The 24783-nt window shown below is 41.8% G+C and carries 34 protein-coding genes; 8 read left to right on the top strand and 26 right to left on the bottom strand.

The annotated features are described in order from the left end of the window. Positions 1 to 93: 93 nt before the first annotated feature. Positions 94 to 1902 (bottom strand): copper amine oxidase N-terminal domain-containing protein, encoded by a 1809-nt coding sequence (locus C162_RS30365; protein ID WP_036701168.1) that lies wholly within the window; start codon positions 1900 to 1902, stop codon positions 94 to 96. Positions 1903 to 2360: 458 nt separating this feature from the next. Between C162_RS30365 and C162_RS30355 the strand changes: the two genes are divergently transcribed. Continuing rightward, positions 2361 to 2678 (top strand): hypothetical protein, encoded by a 318-nt coding sequence (locus C162_RS30355; protein ID WP_036701166.1) that lies wholly within the window; start codon positions 2361 to 2363, stop codon positions 2676 to 2678. On the opposite strand, the gene C162_RS30350 is transcribed toward C162_RS30355, so the two are convergent. The 6 genes from C162_RS30350 to C162_RS30325 form a co-directional block, all read right to left on the bottom strand. After that, a complete protein-coding gene (locus C162_RS30350) occupies positions 2675 to 3625 on the bottom strand; it encodes an alpha/beta hydrolase family protein (protein ID WP_036701164.1) in 951 nt (316 codons plus the stop codon). The genes C162_RS30355 and C162_RS30350 overlap by 4 nt on opposite strands. Continuing rightward, complete coding sequence (locus C162_RS30345) at positions 3622 to 4998, bottom strand: ADP-ribosylglycohydrolase family protein (RefSeq protein ID WP_036701163.1); 1377 nt, start codon at positions 4996 to 4998, stop codon at positions 3622 to 3624. Before C162_RS30345 ends, C162_RS30350 begins: the two co-directional genes overlap by 4 nt. 196 nt (positions 4999 to 5194) lie before the next feature. Beyond that, positions 5195 to 5911: a hypothetical protein gene (locus tag C162_RS30340; protein WP_036701161.1), complete on the bottom strand. Its 717-nt coding sequence runs from the start codon at positions 5909 to 5911 to the stop codon at positions 5195 to 5197. Positions 5912 to 6097: 186 nt separating this feature from the next. Continuing rightward, positions 6098 to 6457, bottom strand: a complete 360-nt coding sequence (locus tag C162_RS30335; RefSeq protein ID WP_036701158.1) for a hypothetical protein — start codon at positions 6455 to 6457, stop codon at positions 6098 to 6100. A gap of 21 nt (positions 6458 to 6478) precedes the next feature. Then, the gene (locus tag C162_RS30330; RefSeq protein ID WP_036701249.1) at positions 6479 to 7126 is read right to left on the bottom strand and encodes a hypothetical protein; all 648 of its coding nucleotides are present in this window, start codon (positions 7124 to 7126) and stop codon (positions 6479 to 6481) included. A gap of 78 nt (positions 7127 to 7204) precedes the next feature. Further along, positions 7205 to 8140, bottom strand: coding sequence for a helix-turn-helix transcriptional regulator (locus tag C162_RS30325; RefSeq protein ID WP_200869252.1), 936 nt, complete (start codon positions 8138 to 8140; stop codon positions 7205 to 7207). Positions 8141 to 8245: 105 nt separating this feature from the next. Here C162_RS30325 and C162_RS30320 point away from each other — a divergent pair, with 105 nt between their 5' ends. Beyond that, complete coding sequence (locus tag C162_RS30320) at positions 8246 to 8737, top strand: effector binding domain-containing protein (RefSeq protein ID WP_036701155.1); 492 nt, start codon at positions 8246 to 8248, stop codon at positions 8735 to 8737. Between the two features lie 123 nt (positions 8738 to 8860). Here C162_RS30320 and C162_RS30315 read toward each other — a convergent pair whose 3' ends face one another. From C162_RS30315 to C162_RS30300, 5 genes are all read right to left on the bottom strand, one after another. Beyond that, entirely contained in the window at positions 8861 to 9727 is an 867-nt protein-coding gene (locus C162_RS30315; protein ID WP_036701153.1) for a DUF1648 domain-containing protein, read from the bottom strand. Between the two features lie 26 nt (positions 9728 to 9753). After that, complete coding sequence (locus C162_RS30310) at positions 9754 to 10506, bottom strand: hypothetical protein (protein ID WP_036701152.1); 753 nt, start codon at positions 10504 to 10506, stop codon at positions 9754 to 9756. 82 nt (positions 10507 to 10588) lie between these two features. Continuing rightward, positions 10589 to 11515 carry a hypothetical protein gene (locus C162_RS30305; protein WP_036701150.1) on the bottom strand — a complete coding sequence of 309 codons (927 nt, stop codon included), beginning with the start codon at positions 11513 to 11515 and terminating at the stop codon, positions 10589 to 10591. A gap of 350 nt (positions 11516 to 11865) precedes the next feature. Continuing rightward, positions 11866 to 12015: a hypothetical protein gene (locus C162_RS36260; protein WP_156949748.1), complete on the bottom strand. Its 150-nt coding sequence runs from the start codon at positions 12013 to 12015 to the stop codon at positions 11866 to 11868. Between the two features lie 291 nt (positions 12016 to 12306). Beyond that, positions 12307 to 12504, bottom strand: coding sequence for a hypothetical protein (locus C162_RS30300; protein ID WP_200869251.1), 198 nt, complete (start codon positions 12502 to 12504; stop codon positions 12307 to 12309). A gap of 298 nt (positions 12505 to 12802) precedes the next feature. Between C162_RS30300 and C162_RS34790 the strand changes: the two genes are divergently transcribed. Then, entirely contained in the window at positions 12803 to 13477 is a 675-nt protein-coding gene (locus C162_RS34790; protein ID WP_051494050.1) for a hypothetical protein, read from the top strand. Between the two features lie 466 nt (positions 13478 to 13943). On the opposite strand, the gene C162_RS30290 is transcribed toward C162_RS34790, so the two are convergent. The 8 genes from C162_RS30290 to C162_RS30255 form a co-directional block, all read right to left on the bottom strand. Beyond that, on the bottom strand, positions 13944 to 14711 hold the full coding sequence (locus tag C162_RS30290) for an HNH endonuclease (protein WP_036701148.1): 768 nt from the start codon (positions 14709 to 14711) through the stop codon (positions 13944 to 13946). A gap of 4 nt (positions 14712 to 14715) precedes the next feature. Then, entirely contained in the window at positions 14716 to 15870 is a 1155-nt protein-coding gene (locus C162_RS30285) for an AAA family ATPase (RefSeq protein WP_036701146.1), read from the bottom strand. A gap of 47 nt (positions 15871 to 15917) precedes the next feature. Further along, positions 15918 to 16130 (bottom strand): hypothetical protein, encoded by a 213-nt coding sequence (locus tag C162_RS30280; protein WP_036701144.1) that lies wholly within the window; start codon positions 16128 to 16130, stop codon positions 15918 to 15920. Positions 16131 to 16401: 271 nt separating this feature from the next. Next, a complete protein-coding gene (locus tag C162_RS30275; RefSeq protein WP_036701143.1) occupies positions 16402 to 16617 on the bottom strand; it encodes a phage holin in 216 nt (71 codons plus the stop codon). 136 nt (positions 16618 to 16753) lie between these two features. Continuing rightward, on the bottom strand, positions 16754 to 16969 hold the full coding sequence (locus tag C162_RS30270; protein WP_156949747.1) for a hypothetical protein: 216 nt from the start codon (positions 16967 to 16969) through the stop codon (positions 16754 to 16756). Positions 16970 to 17076: 107 nt separating this feature from the next. Beyond that, on the bottom strand, positions 17077 to 17460 hold the full coding sequence (locus C162_RS30265; protein WP_036701138.1) for a hypothetical protein: 384 nt from the start codon (positions 17458 to 17460) through the stop codon (positions 17077 to 17079). Continuing rightward, positions 17461 to 17643: a hypothetical protein gene (locus tag C162_RS30260; RefSeq protein WP_036701136.1), complete on the bottom strand. Its 183-nt coding sequence runs from the start codon at positions 17641 to 17643 to the stop codon at positions 17461 to 17463. A gap of 42 nt (positions 17644 to 17685) precedes the next feature. Further along, the gene (locus tag C162_RS30255) at positions 17686 to 18051 is read right to left on the bottom strand and encodes a hypothetical protein (protein ID WP_036701135.1); all 366 of its coding nucleotides are present in this window, start codon (positions 18049 to 18051) and stop codon (positions 17686 to 17688) included. A 29-nt stretch (positions 18052 to 18080) separates the two neighbouring features. Between C162_RS30255 and C162_RS30250 the strand changes: the two genes are divergently transcribed. Continuing rightward, positions 18081 to 18632 carry a helix-turn-helix domain-containing protein gene (locus tag C162_RS30250; RefSeq protein WP_036701133.1) on the top strand — a complete coding sequence of 184 codons (552 nt, stop codon included), beginning with the start codon at positions 18081 to 18083 and terminating at the stop codon, positions 18630 to 18632. A 52-nt stretch (positions 18633 to 18684) separates the two neighbouring features. Here the strand turns inward: C162_RS30250 and C162_RS30245 are convergent, their stop codons facing one another. Together C162_RS30245 and C162_RS30240 are read right to left on the bottom strand one after the other, a co-directional pair. Then, a complete protein-coding gene (locus C162_RS30245; RefSeq protein ID WP_036701130.1) occupies positions 18685 to 19242 on the bottom strand; it encodes a hypothetical protein in 558 nt (185 codons plus the stop codon). After that, positions 19233 to 20714 carry a serine hydrolase domain-containing protein gene (locus tag C162_RS30240; protein ID WP_051494049.1) on the bottom strand — a complete coding sequence of 494 codons (1482 nt, stop codon included), beginning with the start codon at positions 20712 to 20714 and terminating at the stop codon, positions 19233 to 19235. Before C162_RS30240 ends, C162_RS30245 begins: the two co-directional genes overlap by 10 nt. 245 nt (positions 20715 to 20959) lie before the next feature. On the opposite strand from C162_RS30240, the gene C162_RS34785 reads away from it, so the two are divergent. After that, positions 20960 to 21310: a VOC family protein gene (locus tag C162_RS34785; protein WP_051494048.1), complete on the top strand. Its 351-nt coding sequence runs from the start codon at positions 20960 to 20962 to the stop codon at positions 21308 to 21310. On the opposite strand, the gene C162_RS35705 is transcribed toward C162_RS34785, so the two are convergent. Further along, complete coding sequence (locus tag C162_RS35705) at positions 21285 to 21668, bottom strand: VOC family protein (protein ID WP_327196402.1); 384 nt, start codon at positions 21666 to 21668, stop codon at positions 21285 to 21287. The genes C162_RS34785 and C162_RS35705 overlap by 26 nt on opposite strands. A gap of 132 nt (positions 21669 to 21800) precedes the next feature. On the opposite strand from C162_RS35705, the gene C162_RS30230 reads away from it, so the two are divergent. From C162_RS30230 to C162_RS30220, 3 genes are read left to right on the top strand one after another with little or no spacing between them, the layout of a single operon-like run. Continuing rightward, a complete protein-coding gene (locus tag C162_RS30230; RefSeq protein WP_036701128.1) occupies positions 21801 to 22331 on the top strand; it encodes an AAA family ATPase in 531 nt (176 codons plus the stop codon). Between the two features lie 38 nt (positions 22332 to 22369). Then, complete coding sequence (locus C162_RS30225; RefSeq protein ID WP_235218577.1) at positions 22370 to 23431, top strand: alpha/beta fold hydrolase; 1062 nt, start codon at positions 22370 to 22372, stop codon at positions 23429 to 23431. Between the two features lie 4 nt (positions 23432 to 23435). Then, entirely contained in the window at positions 23436 to 23732 is a 297-nt protein-coding gene (locus tag C162_RS30220) for a VOC family protein (RefSeq protein ID WP_051494047.1), read from the top strand. A 2-nt stretch (positions 23733 to 23734) separates the two neighbouring features. Here the strand turns inward: C162_RS30220 and C162_RS30215 are convergent, their stop codons facing one another. The 3 genes from C162_RS30215 to C162_RS30205 all read right to left on the bottom strand — a co-directional run bounded on the left by C162_RS30215 (position 23735) and on the right by C162_RS30205 (position 24781). After that, complete coding sequence (locus C162_RS30215) at positions 23735 to 24127, bottom strand: VOC family protein (protein ID WP_036701126.1); 393 nt, start codon at positions 24125 to 24127, stop codon at positions 23735 to 23737. A 41-nt stretch (positions 24128 to 24168) separates the two neighbouring features. Then, positions 24169 to 24402, bottom strand: a complete 234-nt coding sequence (locus tag C162_RS30210; protein ID WP_036701124.1) for a hypothetical protein — start codon at positions 24400 to 24402, stop codon at positions 24169 to 24171. A gap of 175 nt (positions 24403 to 24577) precedes the next feature. Beyond that, positions 24578 to 24781, bottom strand: coding sequence for a hypothetical protein (locus C162_RS30205; RefSeq protein WP_036701122.1), 204 nt, complete (start codon positions 24779 to 24781; stop codon positions 24578 to 24580). Positions 24782 to 24783 lie beyond the last annotated feature (2 nt).

Raw genomic sequence — 24783 nt, 5'->3', positions numbered from 1 at the left:
ATTCAGATTACATAAGTAATTTTTCGTTCGCAAGTATTTAGTAAGGGACCGGAAATTCATGATCATTAGGGTTCCGACTACATCGACATAAACCTATAAATCGAAATCACTGATCTTCCATTGTCCGTCTTTCATCCGATTAATTGTAAAATGATTTGTCATTACTTTATCAAGTATTGCTTGATTTTCTTGAAAATATTGTTGATTTCGTTGTACAGTTTCCACAATCATTTCATCTTCACCAACAGCTTTAACAGAGATTGATTTTAGATCATATATTTGTTTAAAACTGTGATGAGTTCCAAGAAGTTTGGCAACTTTCAAATTCAAATTGTTACTTGTAACTAAGGAATTCTTTATCTTAATCTCATCCCCCTGTTCAACTTGAAGCAAGAAGCGTTCAACTGCGTTTTGAGCAATACTAGACGCTGTGCCTAATCGCGCTTCTTTTATACTTGGGTCCCATTCCATTGCCAACCCTGATACTTCTGCAATGAGTTGAAGTGGAATATAAGTTGTTCCATTGTGAATCTCAGCCCCAACTGCAAGTTTCCGCTGTTTACCATTAAGATATACAGTGGTATCCCCTGGCTTAAACCGAATTTCCTTACTTACCATTTTCCCTGTGATTTCGTGTGTTTTCTGGTTCTCTACTACTTTGAACCCCAATCTTTCAAGTAAATCGCGATAGGGTACCAATACAACTCCACTTTTCACAATAGGCAGGTTAGAGAGTTTAAATAACTCTCCATTAATACGCATTGAAGCTTTCCTCAGACCTATTTTAAACATACCTATATTATCTGTGATTCCGATTAAGTCGCCCTCATTGTCCACAAGTAATTCAGTGAGGGTCAGCCCTGAATTATTACGTAATAAACAGAACATCTCATTTCCCATCTCGTCTAATCCATAAATATTACCGTTACTATCCGAAAAAAACACATGTCCTTTAGAATTCGCAACAATATTTTCAGGTGGTCCATATTTCCTCAATTTATAGCTCCATTTTATTTTCCCCGATAAATTTTTTGCGATTAGAATTGCACCTTCACCAGCTTCATAAGAGCCACCTTTCCATTGATTGGTATCATCATTATTTGTGAATGAGCTTTGTAAATTCCCCGCTATTTTCTCGCTATTAACCGGTTTGCCTTGATCATCCAATAAAATCATCTTATTGCCTATTTCAACAATAAGATATCCGTTTAAATCAGAAAAATAAATATTGTCTACATTTGTTGTTGTGCCCAAAAGACGATCCTCCGAAACCAAAACATCTGTTTCATACGTCCAATTTTTCTTTCCGGTTTTATTGTAAGAAACTATTCCTGTTTGTTCCAATACAATTATATTCTCATTATTATCCAACCAATAAATTTCTGAGAAAGGACTATTAGGTTTTACAAAGTTTAGAGTTGCCCGAACTGTTTCATCTGAATTGTATATTTTTATATATCCATGCTGAGTAATAGTTCTTGGTTCTTCATCTATAATCTGAAGGGTGCTTGTTTGATCATAAAATGTAGAAATAAGCGTCCCCTTCGTAGTGCGAGATACATTTGCCCGTTCGTCAAAAAACATCCAGTTTCTCTTTCCCTCTCCATCAACTGCTGTATAAATGTCATTAAAGTCCTTATAATAAACCATATTGTCCGAAAATTTATCAAAGCTAAATTGGTGTGCACTGCGAATCGTCCATTTCCATTCATATGTACCGTTGGTCAGAAAATTCAACGATGTGTTTGTCTTCTCTCCAGAACTATCATAAAATGTTACCGGGGGTACGATACTCTGTTCCTTTGTTAAATATTTTGATTGCTGGCTGGCTTCTGAAATTCCCATCTCTGAAAAACTAATAAATATCATGCAAAAAATAAGCAATCCTATTACTTTCCTCATAAACAATCGTCCCTTCAAAATGCATCTTATTCCATCCTATAAAGGATAGCATAAATCTATTAGTCAATAGTATATTTTGTACTTTATTGTCATGTTTTGTTTTATTGGATGTTTCAAAGGTTTACACTAGCGAATAATTCGCTAAGATATGCTTGCGATGGAGGTGTTTGATATGTATCAACATATCCGGGATTTACGCGAAGATAAGGATTTGACGCAAACTCAAATGGCGGAGTTTTTGCAATGCAGCCAGCGGATTATAGTAATTATGAACGCGGTGATGTCGATATTCCCACAGCGATTCTGATCAAGCTGGCAGATTTTCATATGACGAGTACTGACTATTTACTTAATCGAACGAACCAAAAGAAACCTTACTCCAAAAGTTAAACTAATCTTCGTAAGCGCCATAAACTATGTTTATAGCGCTTACGAAAAACTCCGGAGGACTTAATTAAATGAAAAAACTTCTGTTTATTATATCTGTTTGCTTTCTTTTATTAGGATGTTCAAATACCAAAGCTACAAGCAACAATAATTTGTCCAATAGCGATCCCGTGACTTGGCTCACAATTGATGGAAACAAATACTTTTATACAACTACTTATGACCAGATGGATGAGACCACACTGGTAGATACGGGAAACGTAACTGATACGGAAGACGGAATTCAACTTGGTCTTAAAATCTACAAAAGCAATGTCTTCGAAGACCGTTATTTCATAAAAAGCCAAGACTATGAAAACGTATGGCGGGAATATAAATTACGCGATTAACAATGTCTCCCATTTGATTTAAGCCAGCCAATAATATAATCGAATCTTTCTTCCGTTAATCCATGACTGCCTTGAAATCTTTTGTGTTGCAAATTATGTAGAGCTTTCTGTTCTAGATAGGCTGGACTGGCTTTTTCAACAATATATGCAGCATCTCTTGAATATTTATCATCATCCGCAGATACAATAAGCAGTCGTCTTGGTGCAATACAAGATACTAAATCATATATATCGTATTTACTGTGGAAGTTCGGAATTACACTCGCCATCTCGATCCCAACATTGTTACTGATTCGATTTGCATAAGTACACGCACTGCCGCTTGCACAGCTAAAAGCTATTCGTTCATCTAACGCAGATAGAAACAGAACAGTATTACCTCCATATGAATGTCCAAGTGTGCCAATACACTCATTGTCAACAAAAGAGAGATTAGAAAGCAATGTTATACCATTCATAGCATCATCTATCACTTTTTTCATCAAACAATCGCCTTGTATTATACGGTAGCACATTTCATTATAATGTTGCCAAAAGTCAGCGTCGCCTGAGAGAGGTTCAATTCCGTGTGCATTTGTACGTCTGTCCTCAAAGCATATGGAGTCAGGAGCTAACACAACAAATCCCTTTTTGACCAATTCCGGTCCGAAAGCTTGCAACGGATTTCCTGCTAATCCACACACTTCGCTCTTTCCAAAATGATGCTCCCTATTATGCTGGTGATGGATGAGAATCGCTGGGTTTTTATCAAGTACTTCCGGAAGCAAAAGATAGGCAATAACTTTGTCTCCGTAAGAATCATATTCAATTAATTTCCTTGTATATCCATCTTCCTTCGTTGAATCCAGTATTCTATATTCGATATTAGTTATGGGATTAGGAGATGTTATTCCAATGGCTTCTGCTATTTCATTTCTTAAATTCGCTATGTTACTCACCTCTTTCATAAATACAGCTCGCTGGGTTGAATACGGTGCTGACCGGTGTGCAATAGCTCTGGCAAACGCCCTACGCGCTCAGCCAAGCGGGAGAGTTGTTGCTCATGAAAATAAGATAAGCCCGTATGAATCCGGTCCTGGAAAGGTTCAAGCCATCTCGCTTCCAAGCTGTCTGGGCCGAAATACACTCCGAGCAGCGAGCCTGCTGTTGCTCCGAAGCTGTCGGTATCATTGCCTTGCATGACCTGCTTGCATATTCCGTCTCCGGTATTCTCAGCAAATCGAAAGGTATTTATCAAGGTGCCGATTTCCTGATATACCTGGCAGTGGGAATGATTCGCGTACTTCTGATGAATGTCCTGATAAGCGTCCAGCCAGTTATCTGCATCCGCTACGATCTGCAGGCAATCCGCAGTAATCTCATAGAACCGGCTCCTTCTAGGGACGAATTGCAGTGCAGTACTTATTATTTCAAGCGGATCGTGCAGCACATGTGCGGCGGCAATTGCAGCGGCAATGAACATCGTGGCATAAATTCCTGTCCGGCGGTGTGTAAAACTGGCATCACGCCAAGCCAGCTCGGCCGCAAGCGCAGGTTGACCGGGGCAGGCATAGCCGTAAGCATCTGCACGAATTGCCGCACCGCATAATTCTGTACCTTGCACCAGGAAGTCGGGCCAAGATTCCATCTCAGAATGATTGAATAATTCCCGGTCATGCTCTAGATAGCTTATCCCCGACCGAACCAGGATGGCCCTCTCCGGTCCCCAGGTTGTACTTATCGGAAGATGATTGATCCATAAATCTCTTAGGTTTCTTTTCGTAAAACCCTTACCGAATTGCTCTAACGCCATCATGCCCATTAAGGTGTAGTTGATATCATCGTCAGGTGCCACATAACGAATCCGCCCCCGCGTCGTCTCGAACCAGGACCAATGGCGACGATCCAAAGCATGGAGAGCTTTTTCAGAAATATAATCATTCAGCGGCCATTCCCCTATAGCGGTTAACGCTTGACGTAATTCTGGCAACGTGGGATTGACCTCGATCGGCTTGCCCAGCATTGAACCACAGACTGAAGCGAGGAAGCCTGCCTCTACACGCTTGGCACTGTCCTTCAGATTCAATACTCCGATCTGGCCTAGAGGTCTATCCGGGTCGCATTCCCGCCATATCTCCTGCAAATCGTCCGGCTCATAGTAAGGCCAGTTGTCCCGCATTGGAATATCAGCCAAGCTATGGGCGAATTCCAGATAAGCATCGTAGCTTGAGGGAAGCTGTTCCAATCGGGCTAAATAACCGGAGGTTTGATGTCCCTGTGCAAATTTATTACGCAGAATCCCCTCTAATTGATGTTTCAGAAACGTTAGTGATGGCAGCATGTTGTCTCTCCTTTATTCTGATTATCACAAAACCCCAACAACTTAGAAAAATAAACCGATTTCAAAAGCTCACTGTTTATCGCATGAATCTCCTTAATAAATTCCATAATTTTAGTTCGTATCTCATTTATAAATTCACTTTTGTGTACTCTATTTCCTAGTAGTTTGAGTCGATTTACAGAGCAATTCAGAGCTTTTAAATTTCATTTTTTCGGTCTTCCCTTATCCTTTCTAATGCTCTTTTGGCTGCTATTTTCCCATTATGCATTCCGTTTTTGGAGATCTTCACCAGCTTTTCCTTAGCTGGTATATAAGTATGAAATCCAATAATCTCACATGCTCTTTCTTGAACAAACATATCTTCATCGTCTAGATATTTTATGATGGAATTAAGATTTCCTTTTGGCGTTAATGCCATAATCGAAAAAATATACTGACAGCGAATATCATCGCTTATAAGTTGGTCAGAGCTTATCATTAGATTCAACTCGTCAATACAAGCGAGATCTTCATTCATTTCAGTTTGACTAACTTCAAATTCTGCTGGATAGTCTTTATTCAAATCATGCCAATCCAGATCAGGATATTTTTCGATTTTCGTTATAAATGAACGTATACTTCTAAAGGCCGGAGATACATCCGTTTCCTCATGATCGATATAACATATCCTGTATTTGCATGCGCCTTGTACGTACAAGCCAATATAGTTTGAATGATCGTCACTCCACAAAGGAATCATATCCCGATAAGCCTCTATTTTGGACATATAATCAACTAATTCAACAATTTCGTCAGCTTCCATTAATCTTAAAAAGTAGTTTTGATCCTTTTGTTTCTCCTTGTGCAGCTCCAACTCCTCAACTAATGCAACAGGCAATGTAAGGCCAAGTCTGTGAATAAGATCTGTAAACATGCGACTACTCCTCATAAAATAGTTTTTCACAACCTAGTGTCACTTTATGATTGACTTTTGTTTTACTTTTTCAGAATGAGATAGTTCATATTTATTGCGAATGTACATTCCTAATGAAAGATGTATCCCACTCGTATTCTCTAACTGGCGCAACTCGCTTTTTGGCCACTATTACTTTCACCTTTTCTAGGAATTCTCCCAATACTCTACCGTCACATCTGAATATTCATCTTCACACCTACCAAACACCACTTCAAACTCACCACTAACTATTAAATGTGCAGTCACCTCTTCAATCCGCTTACGGCTGCACTCGTCCACAAGCACCATGTCACTTCCCCACAGATACTTTCCGTGTAAGCACTCACCCGTATGTTTATTCTTGTCAGCCAGTGTCTGAATGTTCTTGTATGTAAAAAATGAACCCACCCACCTTGAGCCATCTTCAAAGGTTACTATAGCATCCGTATTACCATCAACGATGTTCCATTCCCCTTCAGCCCATTCTTCAGCTTCAATCCAAATAGAGTACTTCATTCCATTCATCCCTGCCCCTCCAATCCTGCCTCACAAAACAAACACAACCGCAATCACCAAATACGAATACCGCACATTCTTTCTCAACATTATGTATATCGTTCCGTAAAGTAGTGACATGAAAAACGCATAAATTCCTGTCGCCCCGCCCTGGAGCAGAATGTGGATCAGGCCCCAGGTGAGTGCGAGGAACATCCCTCCGTAGGGCAGCCCGTCTCTTTTGAAGAGCGTTTCACCGAATTTCTGTCCAAAAACAATCGTTAACAGGATCAGCGCAGCTTCAAACAAGTAATAGATATTCTGAAAAACGAACCTCACCGCATCCTTGTATTCCTGAACCGGCTTAAACCCCTCCCATACGATTGTGGTAGCTGCAATGGCGATCACCGACACCACCACCGCGAGCAACCATTCCTTGGCCTCTGGCTTCGCATTTAACTTCATCATGTCAAAATCGTATTTGCGCTTGGAGAGCCTAATCAGGAATACCGCCATGCTTCCCCATAACAGGCATGTAATTCCCCAGTGGATACATTGATGAAGCAGTGTATATTCGGAGCTTTTAACTCCTAAGATTGAAGGCAATACCATCGACAATAGCACTTCCAGACCAAACCCTGCAAACGCATACAATGCTAAAGACAGATAATCGCTGGCTCCAACCTTTTTCTCTGCCATCCCAGTGTCCCCCATGATCCTCATCCTCCCCAGATCCATTCAACTTCATGTGCCAAAAGCTCACCCATCCTGCCACGCTCACCAATCTACATCGTTATCCCCCTCATACTTACTCATAATCCCCCGCACATATGCCTTAAACCCGCTACGGATCTCGGGCGGCCCCAGCACTTCACATTTATCACCAAAAGCAAGCAGCCGGTCGTAGCCATGGTCATTTGCAATAATGGGATACTTGGTCCAGCAGTGGTGTTCATCCACCCGCAGGATATGGTCAGCGCCGAACCGTTCGATCACCCGATCCATGACGGAGCGGTCCAGCCGGATTGTAACCTCGACCCAGCCCTGGTTCAGCCAATCGCTGCCGTCCATCGGGAGAGGCGTGAATTCTTTTGGAGCAAACTGCTCCTTCGTCACCTGGAGACCGCTCATTCTGGCCAGCTTGAAGATCCGGTAGTCCTGCTTGATCAGGCAATAGGCTTGCAAGTACCAGCTGCTCTCCTTGAAAACCACCTGATACGGCTCCACCCGCCGTTCACTGATCTGCCCCCGCGCATCCGTATATGCAAAAGTCAGCACAGCGTGCTCATTCATCGCCGTCTCGATCATCCCGAACAGGCTGCGCAGCGACTCATTCCCTTGATTCAAGGACAGATCCATGACGAACGGCGCATTCGGTCTGCCCTCTGCATTGTCCGGGTAGAGAGCGTTCAGCTTCTCCGCTGCATACACCATTTCCCGTCTTCCAAAAAGCTGCTTATAGCTCTGCATCCCATTCTGCAGGTTCTGGATTTCTTGCGGGGTGAACACGGTTTTGCCGACTTTGTAGGATTTCATCAGGCCGACACCGCCCCATGCCCCCATGAGCGTATAGATCGGCAGGCCGGCTCTGTTCAGCGTATCAATATCCCGGTAAATCGTTCGTCTGCTGACTTCGAGACGCTCTGCTAACTCGCGCGCACTAATCTGCTCATGCTCCAGCAGGATCATAATGAGCGCAATCAAGCGATCCATTTTCATCCTAACCACCTCTAATCAAGTATGCCATACAGCTGTCACAGTTGGTAGATTATGCTTGCTTGGAATACACAAATCCCATGATCCAGGAGGTACATTGTCATGATTTCGACCAGAATTGAAACGAAAGAAGCATTCCGTATCATCGGGTACAAGACAGTTATAAGTGAAGGCGGGGCAGTGCACGATCCGGCGTATTCTCCGCTCAAAACCACTTTCTTCAAAAGCATGCTGGAGAACGGCTCCATGGCCTCTCTGCGTCCCCTGTCTGAGAGCCCCTACGGCTTCGCCGCGATTGCTCAGGAGGATGGGAAGATCCTGTATATTGCAGGCGTTCAGTCGTCGGGGCACCAGCCGGAGGCTGCGGGAGAAGTACTTTTTCCGGGAGGAGAGTATTTGGTGTTGTCGGGTCAAGGCGGGTTATCGCGTCTCGCGTTTGACCGGCTGGAGGATGAGGCATTCGGTAGTATCCTGAACGATAACTATGAGTACGTGTATACCGGACACCCAATTGCGGAGGTACTAACCAATGGCAACCCTATGGATGCCGAAGTTGAAGTATGGGTGCCGGTGACAAAGCGGAAGGCGGTTTGAGGACTCCCCTAAGAGGAAATAACGTTAGGCTATAGGTAAAAGCAGCTTCGCTGCGTTGTAGCGCGTTGGATCAGCGGCACTCCGGGTGTGTGCGTGCGGCTGATCCAGCGCTCAATCGTATGCTCATGTAAGGCGGCTTTCGCGCTGACCATTCCAGAACGTTAAGGTGCAGGCGTATAGGATGATAAAGGCAATAATGCTTAGGACAACGGGGATAACAAAATTAATGTGAAGCAGAGAGATCATATTTAGCTGCACGACGGATAACAGGATAACAAACAAGAAGCTTGCTGTAATCATAAAATTGGACCAGGCACGGCGGTAAGATACGTCTTCTCTAACCCTCTTCTTACCTCTGCGGATACTCCAGTACTCAAAGATGAACAGAAGTGCCCCTAACACCTGCATGATCGTAGGTATAAACACAATACTATAAGATTTATCTACATAGCGGTCTACGTTCCAACCGCTGTCGAAATGGACCGGAAGTTGGTCAGGAATCAGATCGTAGTTGCGCAGCACGGTTACAATACTAACCACAATAATAACAGCATGAATGAGGAACCATTGACTGGACAGGCCAACATTTCCTTTACGCAATCCAGGTTCCATCTCCATAACCGGTGATTCGGGAGCAGCAGGCAGCGTAGGTAGTACGCTTTTCATTTTCAAGTGATAGCTAAAGTTAATAACCAGGGAGATTACGAGCATGGCGAGTGCATAGGAGATAATGATCCAACTGACTTGCCTCGAATGTTCATCACTGTAGATTAAGCATAGGATGCCAACAATGAACAGGATGGTATGTAAAAAAGCACTAATCCTGGCATACGACTTCCGCATCTGGCGCAGCTGCTCACTGTAGAATTGTACAGCGCTGACGGTGACTCCGAAACTAATCGTCTCTTTTGTTAAATCCGGCATACTCACGATGATTATAATGGTAGGTACAAATACTAAGATAAATACGATAACAGGCAGCATCGTCATATCATTCACCTCATTCTACATGCATATTATTTTACATAATCCTCAAAAGCGATCTTATATTCAGCATACTTTTCCGGATTACTTTTTTCATATATTTTCAAATAAGCGGGTTCCCGAAAATCTATATCATTTACTGAAAATTTGATACTCTTGTTAGTTCCATTCTCATTATTCTCTGTCTTATAGGGTTGTATGATTTCACCCTCCTGTTTAAATTCCATGGCTATCTTCTGAGCCCAACCATCCAACACGTAAGCAGAAAATGAAATATGATCATAGCCGATAAATTTATAAACTTCATTAATAGATGACGTCCTACCATAATTCTCGTATAGATCGCTTGAATATATGGCTACATATCTGTAAGGTGTATCAATAAATACGCCCATGTATTCAAATGCTCTATCTTTGCTGGTCGATGATAATACAGGCAATTTGAAGTCTTCACCGATATAAGCAGGATCTTGTTTCCCTTCATTGATCGCCTTCGTAATTTGATCATCAGTTAAGCTATAGATATATCCGTAACCCGATTTTACTTTTGCTTCTATTATATCTTTATCTATTATTGTCAATGAATCTTCTGTCCTACTTGTGTTTGTTCTACCTGTTCCAGTTTTACTTGTGTTAGGGATATCAATAGAAGTTGAAGCTGACTTAGTGATACTCGAAATTGTACTTCCTTTCTCAACTAAATCAAACTTCGATAATCCATAAAATATCACTACATTTACTGTTAATGAAACTGTCAATAAAATAAATAAAATCTTAACCTTCATTATGTATGCCACCCTCAATTTCCGCGTAATGCAATAACCCTACCATATTATGGGGTACGTGTCACTTACCCGCACCCCATCATCAGAGCAATTCACTAACCGATACCTGATACAACTTATGATCTGCACAGAACAACACGCGGTCTTCCCGGAAATCTTGCGTCACTGGTACAAGCGGCTCGGATTTTTCATTCAGAAACTGTATCTTATGCCCTTTGTTCAAGCTTGCTTTTTCAATTTTCTTGACATAATATTCTCCGTGTTTGCCGTAACCGCCATCGAACAAGAAGTGATAACCATCCGTGCAGAACCCGGCCGAACCGGAAATCTCAGGATTCATAAACGTAACCTTGGGCTGATTGGGTCCGCCTGAGATGCAGCCGAGCAAAAAGTCCGTATAATAATAAAACCAGACCTCCTCTTCACGGACAACATTCAAAGCATAACAATCAGCAATATCCGACACATGATCTTCGTACAATTTGTTGCCATGCTCATCCCAGGCCACCAGGCCGTGTTCACCGACAGGCTGATCCCACCCGTTGTTCCCGAACACGCCTTCGTCAAAATAACTGGTCCAGATGGTGCCTTTCTCCGTCACCTGAACATTCTGAATCCCGTCTCCAAGCAGGAACTCACGAACGGTACGTCCTGTATAATCACATACTTTGGCGTTCAGATCATATCTTCCTGCACCATAATACATGCTGCGTGCTCCAACCAACAGCAGATGTCTGCGAAGCGGCTGAACATAATGATAATTAAAATGCTGATCCGGAAATGTAATTTCATCGATGTAATGTTGACTTTCTACCATCAGAACCTTGTAGGTACGCGGTTGCTTCAAGGCGGATTGCACGAACATTCCGCTTTTCCGTTCCGGGATCTGATTAACCAGCAAGACATATATACAGCCATCTCCACCTAATTGCGCTGAGACGATCTTGAACCCCTGGGTATGCACCGAAATATCAGCAAAAGGCTGCAGCGTCACTGTTTTATGAAACATGCCAATTCCTCCTTAAAGGGCTGATGTTAAGCCAACCTCTGTTCTTTACCGTATTATGTCATAGTAGATGGAACCAGAACATGGCGGAAGTATGGCGAAGCTTAGGAACATACGAAAAAGACACTAACATGAAGTTAGGGGTTGAAGTTCAGGTGGGATGGGTTAGTTTGGGGCAAGTAGCGCTGCTATCGGGTTATTGAATTAATAAGTTTAGGTAAGCATTGATTTCCAAATCCGTAGACATGGGATCGTTTTGTTCAACAATTCCGTACTAAACCTTTCCTTTTCTTCTTGGGTGCTTAAAATCCTCATAAGTTCCTCAAGTGTTATATAATTAGAGACGGTTGATTTCATATATTTTTGTCGCGATATGCCGCGATAGCAATTCTAATATCATCTTTGTCACTCGTGGCCGCCCGCTCCGCTTGCTCATACTCTTCCACATGCTCCGTCATGAGCATCTTTGTCTTCCACCGCTCGTTACCATCTAGCTTACTCATAAATACTTCCCCTTAATGGTACAGCCATTAATCAGCATTACCGCCACGCCTGCCGCCCTGTGTGCCATCTTGCGGCCCTGTATCTAGTTGTACACATCTCAATGACTGCGACTTTCTCAATGGGCTTGCCTTCATCCCACTCTATATACTTTTCTCAGCTAAAACTTTAAACCCCTGATGATCTCCGTTGGTCGCCGTCCGCTTAACCTCCCCAGCTCCCGGATCGAGGGCATACGTTTAAAATGGTATTTAAACTGGACGATGATCCACAGCAGCTTGCGCGGGGTATCATCAAGCATACTGCCGCTCCGGTACCGGAATCCACGACAGAATATTGGCGGCCAGGAATACCCGGGGTGCGCCGGTGGTCAGACATGTGGCCTGGATACGGCCGTCCCAAATCCCACGTACCTCAATCTTCCGCTGTGTAATCCTGCCCGCCTTGTCCAGATATATATTTTCGATAGTTTGGTCGATACTCATCTTCATGATTGATCGCCTCCGAATCAAACAAGAACATTTGTTTTTATCATAACCAAACAAGCGTTCTCTAATCAATCATGATTATATGTCTATATTCCATAATTATGTACTTTTAATTTCTTCAATCTATATATCCCATATATAAGATTTAATGTTTAGACATATCCCAATTTTTGCCTTAGGATAGTCAGGCAACTTGAATAAACATTTTACGATGAAAGGAGAAACGGAACTATCAACTGATCAGATACATAATATTTCTTCTAAAATAATTCAATAAAAAAATTATGGTGAGGTGTGTAATTTGAAAAAAATAGTTTTTTCAATCTTTTTACTGCTTGCAATATTGGTTAGCACTGTATCAGCCGAAGCTAATACAGTGAAATATGTCAGTATAAATACTATGGGTAACGTCATTCAGAAAGTGTTTCCAGTTGGAGATAGTGGCACAATTGCTGAAATTATTTTTTACGACAAGGACGGTGTTGAGATCAAGACACTAACCAATCTACAAATAACTAAAAACATCTCAGTAGGCTATGATACGGGATCAATATACCCATATTATGCAAAAGTAACTATTAGTGAAGGGAGTCTCCTGAGCAGTCTTTACTTATATAATAGTACTATGGGAGGAGTGGCTAATGTAGGAGCTTTTTCGGATGTATCAATGATTCCGACAGTGCCAACACCAAGTACTACGCCGGAGCCGACCCCAATAGCTACACCAACTCCAGGAATACCAAATGGGGATCATGCATTACTGACCATCGAACTTACAACTGGTGCTGAAAAGGAATACGACCTTCCTATGTCAGAAATTAATGCTTTCTTGACCTGGTATGATTCATCTAATGGATCTGTTCGATATGGTATTAACAAGCACGACAACAACAAAGGCCCATTCAATAAACGCACTGAATATGTAATACATGATAAGATCCTAACCTTTGAAGTAAGTGAGTATACAGCTCAATAAACAAAAAGAGACCCGTCAGGCATAAGCCCGGCGGGTTATTTTATGTAAGCTCTAAATTCCAATCTCTCCCGGATGAAACGAGCACCAGCTATCTTAATGGACTCTGGCGCGTACCCCTCCACTATGCCACCATAGTCCACCAGATGGCCGATTGGGTCCGCTTCTTCCCGGTACCATACGATACCTTAGACTGCGCCAGGGCTGCAACTAGGAAGTCTGTATCGCTCTCCAGGACTTTATATGTGCTACTCAATCAGATTCAAGTGTATTGTGAATTTCTGTCGATAAACAGACTGTTTGTTCGCCTTTTTTTAGTGTAGGCTTAATGCATAAATATCAAAGGGGATGAAGGTTTGTGAAGAGTTGGAAGAGTGGAATATCAACGTTAGACCATCCCCACCCGAGGAAACTTTTCTTGAACGCAAAGAAATACCCCATCAATATTGATGAGGCATTCTTTAATAGCCTAACAAACATTTGATCTAAGATGTCCATATTCTGTAAGAGAATATTTAATGCAATTTGCCTCTAGTGTACTAAGGTCTTCATCCCATATTTCAACTTGCTGCATAAATTTTTTAGTCTCATGATAATTATCATCTTCAAATAAGGCATACGAACATATAGTACTGTATTCAGCATCTGGTTGACACGCTTTTAATAGATTACGCATCTTACAAACTAATTCGTTTTGGTCTTCAATGGAACTCTCGAACTTTATCTTATCAACCCATTTCCCAAGACTATCGAGTATATTAGAAATAGCCTCTCCGATTCTTACTCTAGGATAGAAAAGACGATCTGAATCATTTAAACTTAAAACGCCTATTGTTTTTTTACCTAATTCATCTTTGCCAAAAAATCGAAATTTTTTAATTATGAGATGATCTCGAGGATTTATCAAAGTGGGATTAATAATAGGAACCGACTTAGTGTCATGATTTCTTTTCAGACCGTTACACCTTTTACAAATTGGAAGCAGGTTTTCCCAATCCACTACCTCTTCAGGATATATTGATTTCGGGTGAAAATGCTCAACTTCTATGTATTTACTTTCTTCTCCCAAGCGACATTCACAAAATATGCACTTATTATTACTCATATTTAATAAAGCTTTTTTAATGTAATCTTGATTCCAAACATTATTATCTGTTTTAATGTACTCCTCAGTTAATTCCTTAACTTTTTCAGTTGTCAATTTGGCCGGAGGTTCTGATCTCTCTACTTTTATCATTTTTTCACCCCAGTGAACCTAACTGTAATTGATAAACTTTCCTCATATGACTTCTTGGATGTAACATCTTTTCTATGACAATGTACAGTTCTGTAGCAAGCTCTTTATCTTCAGAATTTAAGGCATCCTCGAATTTATTTTTTATATTTAAATAATCGTCTGATCTTGTCTCGGTCAACCCCATAACATCTTCTAGTATTTCTTCAACAGTCCAACCCTTAAACCCATACTCAGATTTAATTGTATCTAGTTGTTTTACTTCTCCTTGTCCATCAAACCCAAGCACTATTAATTCTTCCGAATCTGCTACTTGAATCATATGAGGACTATGGGTAGTAATAATAATTTGCGCACTTATAAATATTTCCTTAAGCGCCTTGAAAAACGGGCCTTGCCATTGAGGATGTAAATGTGCATCCGCCTCATCGATTAGAATTATACCATCAAATTCGCTTACCCTAATTTTAGGGTTAGAATTAAACTCAATTTCTTTTATGATTCCTAGTAAAACAAAAAATGCAGACTTAAAGCCAGAAGATAAATATTCGAAGTGGATGCTTCCTCTGGAAGTACTGATAATTAAGTCTAGAGAAGCATGATCAATTTTTTCATATTCCACCGAATCATCTAAAAGTGAAAAGATTTTTTTTGCTATCGATATATTTTCTATTTCTGCATCAGATAAGTTACCATGTGGTTCGAATAAGACCCTGTTGCTAAACCATGTTTTAATAGTTTCTGGACGAATTCCCAGTATGACTTGATGTTGATGTTGTTCTTTGGTTCGTTCCTCATCCTTACGAATACCTTCATTTGGGGTATACTCTATAAATCTTTGATCTTTTACATATATAATTTTTAGGACTTTTTCAATGAAAGCTGCTTGGAAATCAATCAATGTTTCAAACGGTTGAAAAGATTTTGTTTTAAATGTTATCTCCTGATCATCAACACTTAACACCCATTCACCTATTAAAGACCTTTGATTTCGCTTAATTTTATTTGAATATACATAACCAAACGAATGAACTATACATTCTAAGATGGTACTTTTACCAACACCGTTCATACCACAAATCAAATTAATTCTATCGTTAAATTTAATACTAAGGCTTTTAATACCACCTATATTTACAATATTAATATAATCCGCTTTCATGGCTCTTTCCCCCCTCACAAAAGAAGTGTAACATATTTCCCCTTTTTCTAACAAAGATAATATTCGTTAATTATTTCGATTTTAGATACTTCCCTGCAGTGATTAATCCAATCTGAACTTTGTTCTCCTATTTTACCTATAATCGCAGTATCTCCATTTGAACTAACAGCATATAAAATTTCTTTTGTGCCGGTTTTCTTATGAGTAATGACAACCCGTGGCACTGAATAGGATACAAAAAGTTTTTCTAGTTTGCTCATTTCTTCACCTCCAATTCTAAATTATGTACGCGAAAGACCAAACAGGATCATTATTTACGATTATTCATTAACTAAATCACTTTCAATCATACAGGCTACTTCAAAGACTAAAGGCTATTATATAGATGCTTTTGGGATGCTTTTGGGATGCCCGCCTTCAGAAGCCGTATGGCTTAAATTCGTCCGTTAAAAAAGGTTATTTACATGACTAAATTACAACCAAAAACCAAAAAAATATTGCCCACCAGACGAAGCCAGTGGGCAGATAAATCTACTCCTTATCCATGTATCCCTTGCCAACTTCCGGGTTGCTTACGATCCCCAGAACAACCAGCACGCCCAGAACGGCATTGATGGCCGCTGTAACCTGGTCATACTTCTCCGGGGCTAACTGTAGCCCGAAGATCACCCCAACCGTCTGGACACCCAGCAGCACAGCTGCGGTCAAGGACACCCACATCCTATAGTTACGCCATTTGCTTTTCATACTATTTCCTTATCGTCCATACTCCCCCGACCTCTCTATGATTTCTCCCTAATAATAAGTAGCCCCCAAACCATAAAATACAATTAAAGGGCAAAATAAAAACGCCTAAAATCGGCGCTGTGATAATTTATTCTTTCTACGTTGATTCTTTAGTTGATTCTTTAGCCGTTTCTACAGGTCCTTGATCTTCCTTCGGCTGCATCGCGGCCAGTATATCGCCGATATTCTGATCAACCTGCTGCAAAATACCAAGCTGCCGCCCTGGAAAGAACTCCATTATTGTAATGGTAGCTTCAGTAATTTCTTCAGTCGGTCTTGTGAGGTCAATGGATAACTCAAGTTTCTTTATCACTACCAACTGTTTTCCTCATTCCAAGCATGAGTAAAAACCCCTCCAAAATTGGAGAGGCTTTCTTATGACTATAATGTAATTGATTAAGGATACTCCGGTACTACGGTTTATTGGTTGAGTGCTTCTATTTGTGAATCTAGCTTGATGAGTTGTTGTCGAAGCGCGGCAAGATCAGCTTTAAGTTCTTCCAAATATTCACTAGTGTCAGTAAATGCTTCTTGCCATTGGGGAACCATGGGAGAGTTTGGATTTTTCTCTATTTGAATTTTCCATTTATCCACCTGATTTTTCTTGTAACTATCAATGAAGCTTTCTGTTGTTAGAATCTGAGATTCCATTTCATCGCGCTCAATCTGTAACATTTCTAAGCGATCACTCAACCCTGCCTTATCTGATACAGATGTTGATGAAGATAGGCTGTCTAAAGAAATACCATGAACTCCCCCGAATAGAAGAGCACTCGAAAAGATGATAATTAAAATTTTGTTCATTTAATATTCTCCAAAGGGTATGTTTTTTTGCAGCGCCTTGATTTGAGCATCTAAATCAGAAAGTTGTTGTTGGAGTGTGTTCAGTTCAGCTTTAAGTTGTTCAAGCATAACCATTCTTTCCTTTTTCGTGTTCTCCCATTGCGACACTGAGTCTTCCATAATTATTTTTTTCTCTTCTACCATCACCCCCGCTCCTATCGCAGTTGCCACAGCACGTACAGGAGCCTAAGCTGAACCTTTAATAACTACAGCATCAGCTACCTTTACCCCCGCCTTTTCAATTGTAAAGAGACCTTGTACTTTCTGACCAATAAGTCCTGATGAGGCAGCAAAAGCAGAAACTCCACCAAACAATAACGCGCCTGTGATAAACCCAGATATAAACTTGTTCAAGGTAAGCACTCCCTTTTGGGATATGTTTCCTCTATTATCGTCATAAAGATCGAAAAGTTTTAAATATTTTATGATACCCGCCTTCTCCTCCAAATGTTCTGAAACTTGTATCCGACTGTTATTTCCTAAGTCAGAATTTCCTTTGTCTCCATTCCCTTGCCTGGCCTGCGAGTTCAGTTGATAATAAGAACAAGCCATATTCCCTCACGAATAGGAGCAGTGTATGTATGAACGATATCAATCTTAACGATGAAACAATCCTGACATTATCCGAAGCAGCACAGAAGTGGGATATAAGTGTTTCAAGGGTACGACAAAAAATCAAGGACTTCCCAGCAGGTACCGCCCGAAAGTTTGGAACGCAGTGGGTCGTCCTTGAGGTTGGGATGTTACAGGTATTTGGTCCAATTATGATTGAAGAAGAAACAAATATGAGGAAATTAAGGGCTGTTTACAGGACAGTTAAGGGTATGGCTGATGAAGCAGGGCTTTCAGTGGAGCGGACCTTTTCTTCCCATGCAGTCTTGGTGGGCGGGCTATTGCTCGTCTGGCTGGATAATATGCACTGGAGAGAGCTGAAGTTAGGCGCTTCTGATTACAAAAGCCGTGACTACGGCGGCAAAGAATCATTACGAACTAAAATGCAAGATTTAAAAGAAGAGATTGATGAGCACCACGAAAACGTTAAACGCGGGCTGCCTGTATTGGATAAATTTAATGTGAGCGATAAAGTTATTAACTATATGATCGAGAATAGTATCAAAGTTAGTAAAACATAGACTACGGTCAATTATTTTAGCCAAAAACGAGCCTCCGCATCATCTGCTCCTTTCAGTAAGCGCTTGATTGGATCGCAAAAGCATATTTCTTTTCCTGCTTCTCCCAGAATGCATTGATGATAAAACCTCTAAATTCCTTTTTATCTTGTTCATAGTAAGAGCTTAAGGAAGAAGCGATGTGCGTTTCTAAATTGAAACTATACACGCCTTTCTTTGTAACATAGGGAACGTCGGTTATTAATTTGGATGTATATAAATAATCTCCATTAGCATCAAGTAATCCATCGCTTATGGAAAGTGTGTCAGGCGGATTCGATCCAAAATCAATTGAAATCTCTTCGCCATTTTTCAAATATTGAATGTCTGAAGGATTCTCTTCCTCAAACGCAAAGGAAAACGGTGAAGCTGTCTGACCGGATAAAGAGGCCTTTGGATCACTATTTAGAGTCGCATATTTAATATTTTCTTTTCCGCCAAGAATGGTAACGGTACTCTTAGGACTACTATCACAAGCGGTAAGTGCCACAAGTAATGAACATAAAAGCATACTCAATATTATTTTTGTACAGCGATTAATAAGGATCATCTCCCTCTCTATAATTAACGCCAATGTCTGCCTGCCAGAATCATGGACAATACGCAGCTAAGCGAAGCCAGCCCCATCCACAGCAATACGGAATAGGACATCCATACACTAATCATAGTGTAATTGTAATTTACCAAAAAAGGCCAGCCCAGCATAAATATTAGCAACAGCGCTCTGATTAGAAGCGTAATACGCGCCTTGATCTTTTGATGGCGAATGACCTTCTCATCCATGGTGTATGTGCTTCTCCCTCCCGCCAACCGAATGAGCTTAAACACAATACCAATCACAGTGAACACAACTAACAACGAAGCTATCCCGTCCATTAGGATATAGGTGTCGTCATACTTGAAGGCCTTCATCGGCTTCCCTTGCATCTGGTTATAGATATTCTGGGCAATCAGCGCAGGTGCGGTAGAGTTCAGATTAGCCAGTACGAACACCCCCTCCTTCCGCGCTGGATCAATGATCGCCTGGGAAGAATAATTTGGGTTGCTGCCGCTATGACGGATTACCCGCGTCTCCGGGTCTTGGCTCCAGCCGAAGGCATAGAGTAAGTCTTCACTTTCATGTCCCGCTGTTCGGAGGTCAGGCTCATGCGATTGCTGAATGGCCTTCTGCAGATCATCCGGGATCGCGCTGCTTCCCATCTGGGCGTTGACCCAGTGCTGTAAATCGTTCAGACTCGTCACCAGATAACCTGCGGCTATATTTCCGTAGTATCTAGGGGCATCGTAAGCCATGCTTTTGCCAAAAAACACCCGATACCCCTGCGCAAGCTGCTCCGGCTTCCGTTCCTGTCCTGTCGAGAAATAACTGTCGTTCATCCCCAGCGGCTTCAAAATGTGCTCCGTCACATAATCCTGATAGCTCATCCCTGTAACTTGTTCAATAATCGCTGCCAGAATATCGTAATTCACTGTTGCGTACTGATAGGCACTGCCCGGCTGGGTATCCAGCGCTAGACTGGACATCGTATGTATGGTCGCTGCAAGCTGCTCTTTACCTGAACCTTCAGGGATCAGGCGGATGCTCCAGGACGGAATTCCGCTGGTATGTGCGAGTAGCTGGTTAATCGTGATCTCAACCTTCTCCCCCTTGTAGGCCGGAGAAAACTCTGGCAGATATTGCGAGACATCATCGGTATAAGCCAAGTCCCCTTGATTTTGCAGCATACTCACAGCCAGAGCCGTGAATGCCTTAGTCGTTGAGCCTAGCTCAAAAAGTGACTCCGCCGTAACCGGCCTTCTCTGCTCCTTATCAGCATTGCCGTAGGTTTTGAATTCGGTCTTACCGTGACTGGTGGATAGAATCGCTATACCTGGAGTCGCTGTCTTGTCCATGATGCTCTGCACCATAACGGACTCATTGTCAACCTTCCCTGAGGCCAAAAGAGTTCCAATCTCATGCCAACATGCAGCCGTAGCAAGGATCACAATCAGCAGCACCGCTATGCCTTTCAGCAGTATTTCTTTTCTCCGTGTTGTTCTCTTCATCGTTATGCTCCTTCAAGTTGGGTCATCTGGATCAATTTACACTTATCTAGTATGACGGCTTGCAGCAGCCCTTCCCTGCACGATTAGTGATTTCAACAACAAAGAACCGAAGTTGACTATCCCCCGGTTATTTGCTGTAACTATGTTATTAGTAAGAGCAACGCATGAATAACTTGTGATGCTTAACAGGATTTGGGATAATGAGCGTAACCTATGTCGTCCAAAATAAGGAAGAAGGTATACATATGAAACTTTGTGGTGTCTGTATCCTCACTGACAATGCGCCGCGCCTGGCTGCTTTTTATAAAATCGTGCTCAAGGAGTCTCCAGTTGTTGAAGGACAGCATTACGGATTCGACAGCGCTCAGCTTGCAGTCTACAATCCGGGCCAAGTGAACGTGGTCAATGACAAAAATATGTCTCTAATGTTCTATGTCCATGATGTCTTGGCTGAATATGACCGTCTAAGGCAAGCCATCCCCGGCATCGGGATTACCTCTCCACCTGAACGCAGACCGTGGGGCGCTTATTCTTTCTGGTTCCTTGATCCCGATGGCAATACGGTAAGCTTCATTGAGAAGAAGGATCTACTGTAATATACCAGTACACGCCGTACTTATCGACAACTTCAGCACAGCAGGAACTCCATGGAAGGGCGCCTAACGGAAACAGCGCCGTGCCGCCCTTCGCTAGCATTTCGTATGCCTTTTTCACTTCTTCTTCACGCTCAAAGCTAATCCCATAATTCATAGTTGGGCGTGATCCCTCTAATGATGATGAGCGCATGAGATTAACCAAGGTTTCATTGTGTGATTCGCTGACAGCAAATATTTCTTGTCCGTCTCTAAGTGAAGACGCATGCATAAATGTGCCATCCGGGAATTTCTCATGGTACCCCAGGGTAAGACCAAAGGCTTCTGAATAAAATGCTACAGCTTCAATGGTATCCTTAATGTATAAGGTTGCTCCTAGTTTAATTCTGTGGACCTCCTTTTTATTTTAGTTAACTTCTCTCCCACCAAAAACCTCAATCATCATTAACGCACCTATAACTAAAGTACTAGATTAGCGTTGGAGGGCAGCAAAATGAATAAAACTCATGGAATAATTTTGTTCGGGGCAAATGGAAGCGGAAAGACTACACTTGGACGTGAACTGGCGCACATATTGAACTCTAAGCATATGGATCACGAGGATTACCACTTTAAAAAATCAGTAATTCCATATACCGTAGTCCGTCCTTATGAGGACTGTTTGAGTTTAATACTTTCCGACATTGAGAAATATCGTTCGTTTGTCCTCACCGCTGTCACGGGTGATTTTGGCGACACAATTCCTAAGTATTACGACCTCGCTGTATTTATCTCAGCACCAATTGAACTGCGTATGGAACGTGTAGAGCAACGAGCGTATAGCGAACATGGAGAACGTATCCGCAAAGGCGGTGATATGTACGAGCAACATTTGAAATTTACAGATTTCGTGGCTTCGCGTTCGCTGTCAAGAATTGAACAATGGGCGGAAACTCTAACGTGTCCTGTAATACATATTGATGGTGCAATTGATTGGCACACGAACGCGACGAATATAGCGAAACGGTTTTATGAGATCGAATGACACAAACAATTGAAATAAGTGTAGATAGGAGTACGAAAGTGAAGAAGAAGAGATCAAAAGTAAAGATAGCCTTGCGGGTGTTCATGTTGTGTCTACTTCTGATGGTGGCGCTTGTTGGAGTGGGGCTGGTTTTTCCAACATGGACTCCTAGCATTAATGGAAATAACAGTGTAAGTACTTTACAGCAGATTGAGATTAATGGTACGAGGCAGGAGGTAATGATCCGGGGAAGGGATCGGAGAAATCCGCTAGTGATTTTCGTGCATGGTGGGCCTGGGGTACCAGAGACTCCGTATGTGAGGAAATACCAGGATGTACTAGAGCAGAATTTCACTGTTGTTCAGTATGACCAGAGGGGCAGCGGGAAATCTTATCTTTTCTCAGCGGATTATTCAAATCTATCATCTGATACGTTAGTGAATGATCTGCTGGCTCTTACGGATTATATTGAGAAGGAATTTGGGCAGAAGAAAGTATTGCTGATCGGTCACTCCTTTGGAACATACATTGCGGCGCAGGCTGCAAACAAGGCGCCTGACAAGTTCAATGCCTACATTGGAATCGGGCAGATGGGGAATTGGGTTAATAGCGAGTTGGAGAGTTTGAAGTTTGCAATTGATCAAGCGAGGCTTGCCGGCAATAATACTGAGGCGGAAAATCTGGAACTATTGAGAGAGCCAATTACGACTGGAGACTCGATCACTCCCCGTGACACCATTAGAAAATATGGAGGATCAGTAAGGCAGATTGACGATAAGGCGGATTTGTTTAAAGGCTTGGTTTGGGGGACGGAATATAATTTACTGGATGCCGTCCGCTTTTTCAGAGGCATCTCGGTTTCAGAACCTATACTTATGACAGAAGTAACACATCGTGATCTCACGGAACTGGTGGATACTATTCAGATCCCTGTCTATTTTGTGATGGGGAAATATGACCAATTAACTTCGGTGAACGAGGCACGTAAATATCTGGATGAACTGAAAGCACCACAAAAGGAATTTGTAGTGTTCCAAGAATCGGCGCATTATCCGCATTTCGAAGAGAAAGAAAAGTTTGCTCAGTGGTTGAACGAGACATGGACAGAACTGGCCCGTTAGGATAATGAGCGTAACCCATTTCATCCAAAATGTTGCTGAAGGACAGCATTACGGATTTGACAGTGCTCAGCTTGCGGTCTATAATCCGGGCCAAGTGAACGTAGTCAATGACAAGAATATGTCTCTAATGTTCTACGTCCATGATGTCTTGGCTGAATATGCTCGACTAAAGCAAGCCATCCCCGGTATCGGGATTACCTCTCCACCTGAGCGTAGACCGTGGGGTGCCTATTCGTTCTGGTTCCTTGATCCGGATGGAAATACGGTGAGCTTCATTGAGCAGAGGGAGCTTGAAGGCTAGATCTATACAGCGATATACCAGTACACACCATACTTATCTACGACTTCTGCACAGCAGGAGCTCCATGGAAGGGAGCCTAACGGAAATAACACCGTACCGCTCTTCGCTAGCATTTCATAAGCTCTCTTCACTTCTTCTTCACGCTCAAAATTAATCCCATAACTCATCGTTGGGCGTAATCCCTCTAATGATGATGAGAGCATAATTCTAACCAAGTTATCATTGTGTGATTCGCTGACAGCAAATATTTCTTGTCCGTCTCTAAGTAAAGACGCATGCATAAATGTGCCATCCGGGAATTTCTCATGGTAGCCCAAGGTAAGTCCGAAGGCTTCTGAATAAAATGCTACAGCTTCAATGGTATTTTTGATGTATAAGGTTGCTCCTAGTTTCATCTTGTAGGCCTCCTCATGAATAGCTTTATCAGAGAGTGGTTTTAAATATTCGTAGTGCGATTATTTTTAGAGCGAACACTGCGAGCATTTCTGATTTGTTCCAAATACTTCTCATACTCTTCTGTTTTCTCAATAACTTTAATCCAATCGTCTTCTTGTAATGGACCTATGTATTTAGCATTTTCTATGTCTTCTCTATCAACAATTTTAGCTTGATTGATAATTATCCAGGATTTCTTCTTTAGAGGGATCTCTCTCCATTCTTCAATTCCCACCTTCCAGTAATCCCCCTTATGTCTTGGTGGATCATCCGGAGATGAGCCTGTAATAGGCAAACAGTATACATCATCTTCATCAACGAATACGACAAGATTCGGTCTAAACATTCATCGGTTGGATCTTGTTCGTATTCGCGATATATTTCGTATATGTCTTTAGGTAGTATAAGCATTATTTCTTTCTATACCCCTCTGCCCATGATACATGCTCAGGATTATTTCGATCCAATACTATCTTTCCGTCTTTTCTGGGCAATTTTTTAGCGGTTTTAAGGAAAGACTTACTAATACCTTCGGGTGTTTTATTCACTTTTGACTGACCTCCAGTAATTGTACCCATGTCTTTTTCCTCCTTATCCTTTTCTTCTTTATCCACAT

Origin of the sequence: Paenibacillus sp. FSL R7-269 (assembly GCF_000517865.1) — a bacterium.
Taxonomy (GTDB): domain Bacteria; phylum Bacillota; class Bacilli; order Paenibacillales; family Paenibacillaceae; genus Paenibacillus_AQ.
This window is presented reverse-complemented; position numbering and strand designations above follow the sequence as displayed.

What these genes read in the sequence shown, in the direction of transcription:
- C162_RS30285 (WP_036701146.1), bottom strand. Translation starts at nt 15,870, where the DNA reads ATGAAAGCGGATTATATTAATATTGTAAATATAGGTGGTATTAAAAGC.
- C162_RS30275 (WP_036701143.1), bottom strand. Translation starts at nt 16,617, where the DNA reads ATGAAAAGCAAATGGCGTAACTATAGGATGTGGGTGTCCTTGACCGCA.
- C162_RS30215 (WP_036701126.1), bottom strand. Translation starts at nt 24,127, where the DNA reads ATGAAACTAGGAGCAACCTTATACATCAAAAATACCATTGAAGCTGTA.
- C162_RS34785 (WP_051494048.1), top strand. Translation starts at nt 20,960, where the DNA reads ATGAAACTTTGTGGTGTCTGTATCCTCACTGACAATGCGCCGCGCCTG.
- C162_RS30240 (WP_051494049.1), bottom strand. Translation starts at nt 20,714, where the DNA reads ATGAAGAGAACAACACGGAGAAAAGAAATACTGCTGAAAGGCATAGCG.
- C162_RS30300 (WP_200869251.1), bottom strand. Translation starts at nt 12,504, where the DNA reads ATGAAGATGAGTATCGACCAAACTATCGAAAATATATATCTGGACAAG.
- C162_RS30320 (WP_036701155.1), top strand. Translation starts at nt 8,246, where the DNA reads ATGATTTCGACCAGAATTGAAACGAAAGAAGCATTCCGTATCATCGGG.
- C162_RS30255 (WP_036701135.1), bottom strand. Translation starts at nt 18,051, where the DNA reads ATGGCTTGTTCTTATTATCAACTGAACTCGCAGGCCAGGCAAGGGAAT.
- C162_RS30355 (WP_036701166.1), top strand. Translation starts at nt 2,361, where the DNA reads ATGAAAAAACTTCTGTTTATTATATCTGTTTGCTTTCTTTTATTAGGA.
- C162_RS30230 (WP_036701128.1), top strand. Translation starts at nt 21,801, where the DNA reads ATGAATAAAACTCATGGAATAATTTTGTTCGGGGCAAATGGAAGCGGA.
- C162_RS30340 (WP_036701161.1), bottom strand. Translation starts at nt 5,911, where the DNA reads ATGTTTACAGATCTTATTCACAGACTTGGCCTTACATTGCCTGTTGCA.
- C162_RS30310 (WP_036701152.1), bottom strand. Translation starts at nt 10,506, where the DNA reads ATGAAGGTTAAGATTTTATTTATTTTATTGACAGTTTCATTAACAGTA.
- C162_RS30330 (WP_036701249.1), bottom strand. Translation starts at nt 7,126, where the DNA reads ATGGCAGAGAAAAAGGTTGGAGCCAGCGATTATCTGTCTTTAGCATTG.
- C162_RS30250 (WP_036701133.1), top strand. Translation starts at nt 18,081, where the DNA reads ATGAACGATATCAATCTTAACGATGAAACAATCCTGACATTATCCGAA.
- C162_RS36260 (WP_156949748.1), bottom strand. Translation starts at nt 12,015, where the DNA reads ATGAGTAAGCTAGATGGTAACGAGCGGTGGAAGACAAAGATGCTCATG.
- C162_RS30350 (WP_036701164.1), bottom strand. Translation starts at nt 3,625, where the DNA reads ATGAAAGAGGTGAGTAACATAGCGAATTTAAGAAATGAAATAGCAGAA.
- C162_RS30260 (WP_036701136.1), bottom strand. Translation starts at nt 17,643, where the DNA reads ATGGTAGAAGAGAAAAAAATAATTATGGAAGACTCAGTGTCGCAATGG.
- C162_RS30335 (WP_036701158.1), bottom strand. Translation starts at nt 6,457, where the DNA reads ATGAATGGAATGAAGTACTCTATTTGGATTGAAGCTGAAGAATGGGCT.
- C162_RS30325 (WP_200869252.1), bottom strand. Translation starts at nt 8,140, where the DNA reads ATGGATCGCTTGATTGCGCTCATTATGATCCTGCTGGAGCATGAGCAG.
- C162_RS30290 (WP_036701148.1), bottom strand. Translation starts at nt 14,711, where the DNA reads ATGATAAAAGTAGAGAGATCAGAACCTCCGGCCAAATTGACAACTGAA.
- C162_RS30265 (WP_036701138.1), bottom strand. Translation starts at nt 17,460, where the DNA reads ATGAACAAAATTTTAATTATCATCTTTTCGAGTGCTCTTCTATTCGGG.
- C162_RS30315 (WP_036701153.1), bottom strand. Translation starts at nt 9,727, where the DNA reads ATGACGATGCTGCCTGTTATCGTATTTATCTTAGTATTTGTACCTACC.
- C162_RS30220 (WP_051494047.1), top strand. Translation starts at nt 23,436, where the DNA reads ATGAGCGTAACCCATTTCATCCAAAATGTTGCTGAAGGACAGCATTAC.
- C162_RS30345 (WP_036701163.1), bottom strand. Translation starts at nt 4,998, where the DNA reads ATGCTGCCATCACTAACGTTTCTGAAACATCAATTAGAGGGGATTCTG.
- C162_RS30280 (WP_036701144.1), bottom strand. Translation starts at nt 16,130, where the DNA reads ATGAGCAAACTAGAAAAACTTTTTGTATCCTATTCAGTGCCACGGGTT.
- C162_RS30365 (WP_036701168.1), bottom strand. Translation starts at nt 1,902, where the DNA reads ATGAGGAAAGTAATAGGATTGCTTATTTTTTGCATGATATTTATTAGT.
- C162_RS30305 (WP_036701150.1), bottom strand. Translation starts at nt 11,515, where the DNA reads ATGTTTCATAAAACAGTGACGCTGCAGCCTTTTGCTGATATTTCGGTG.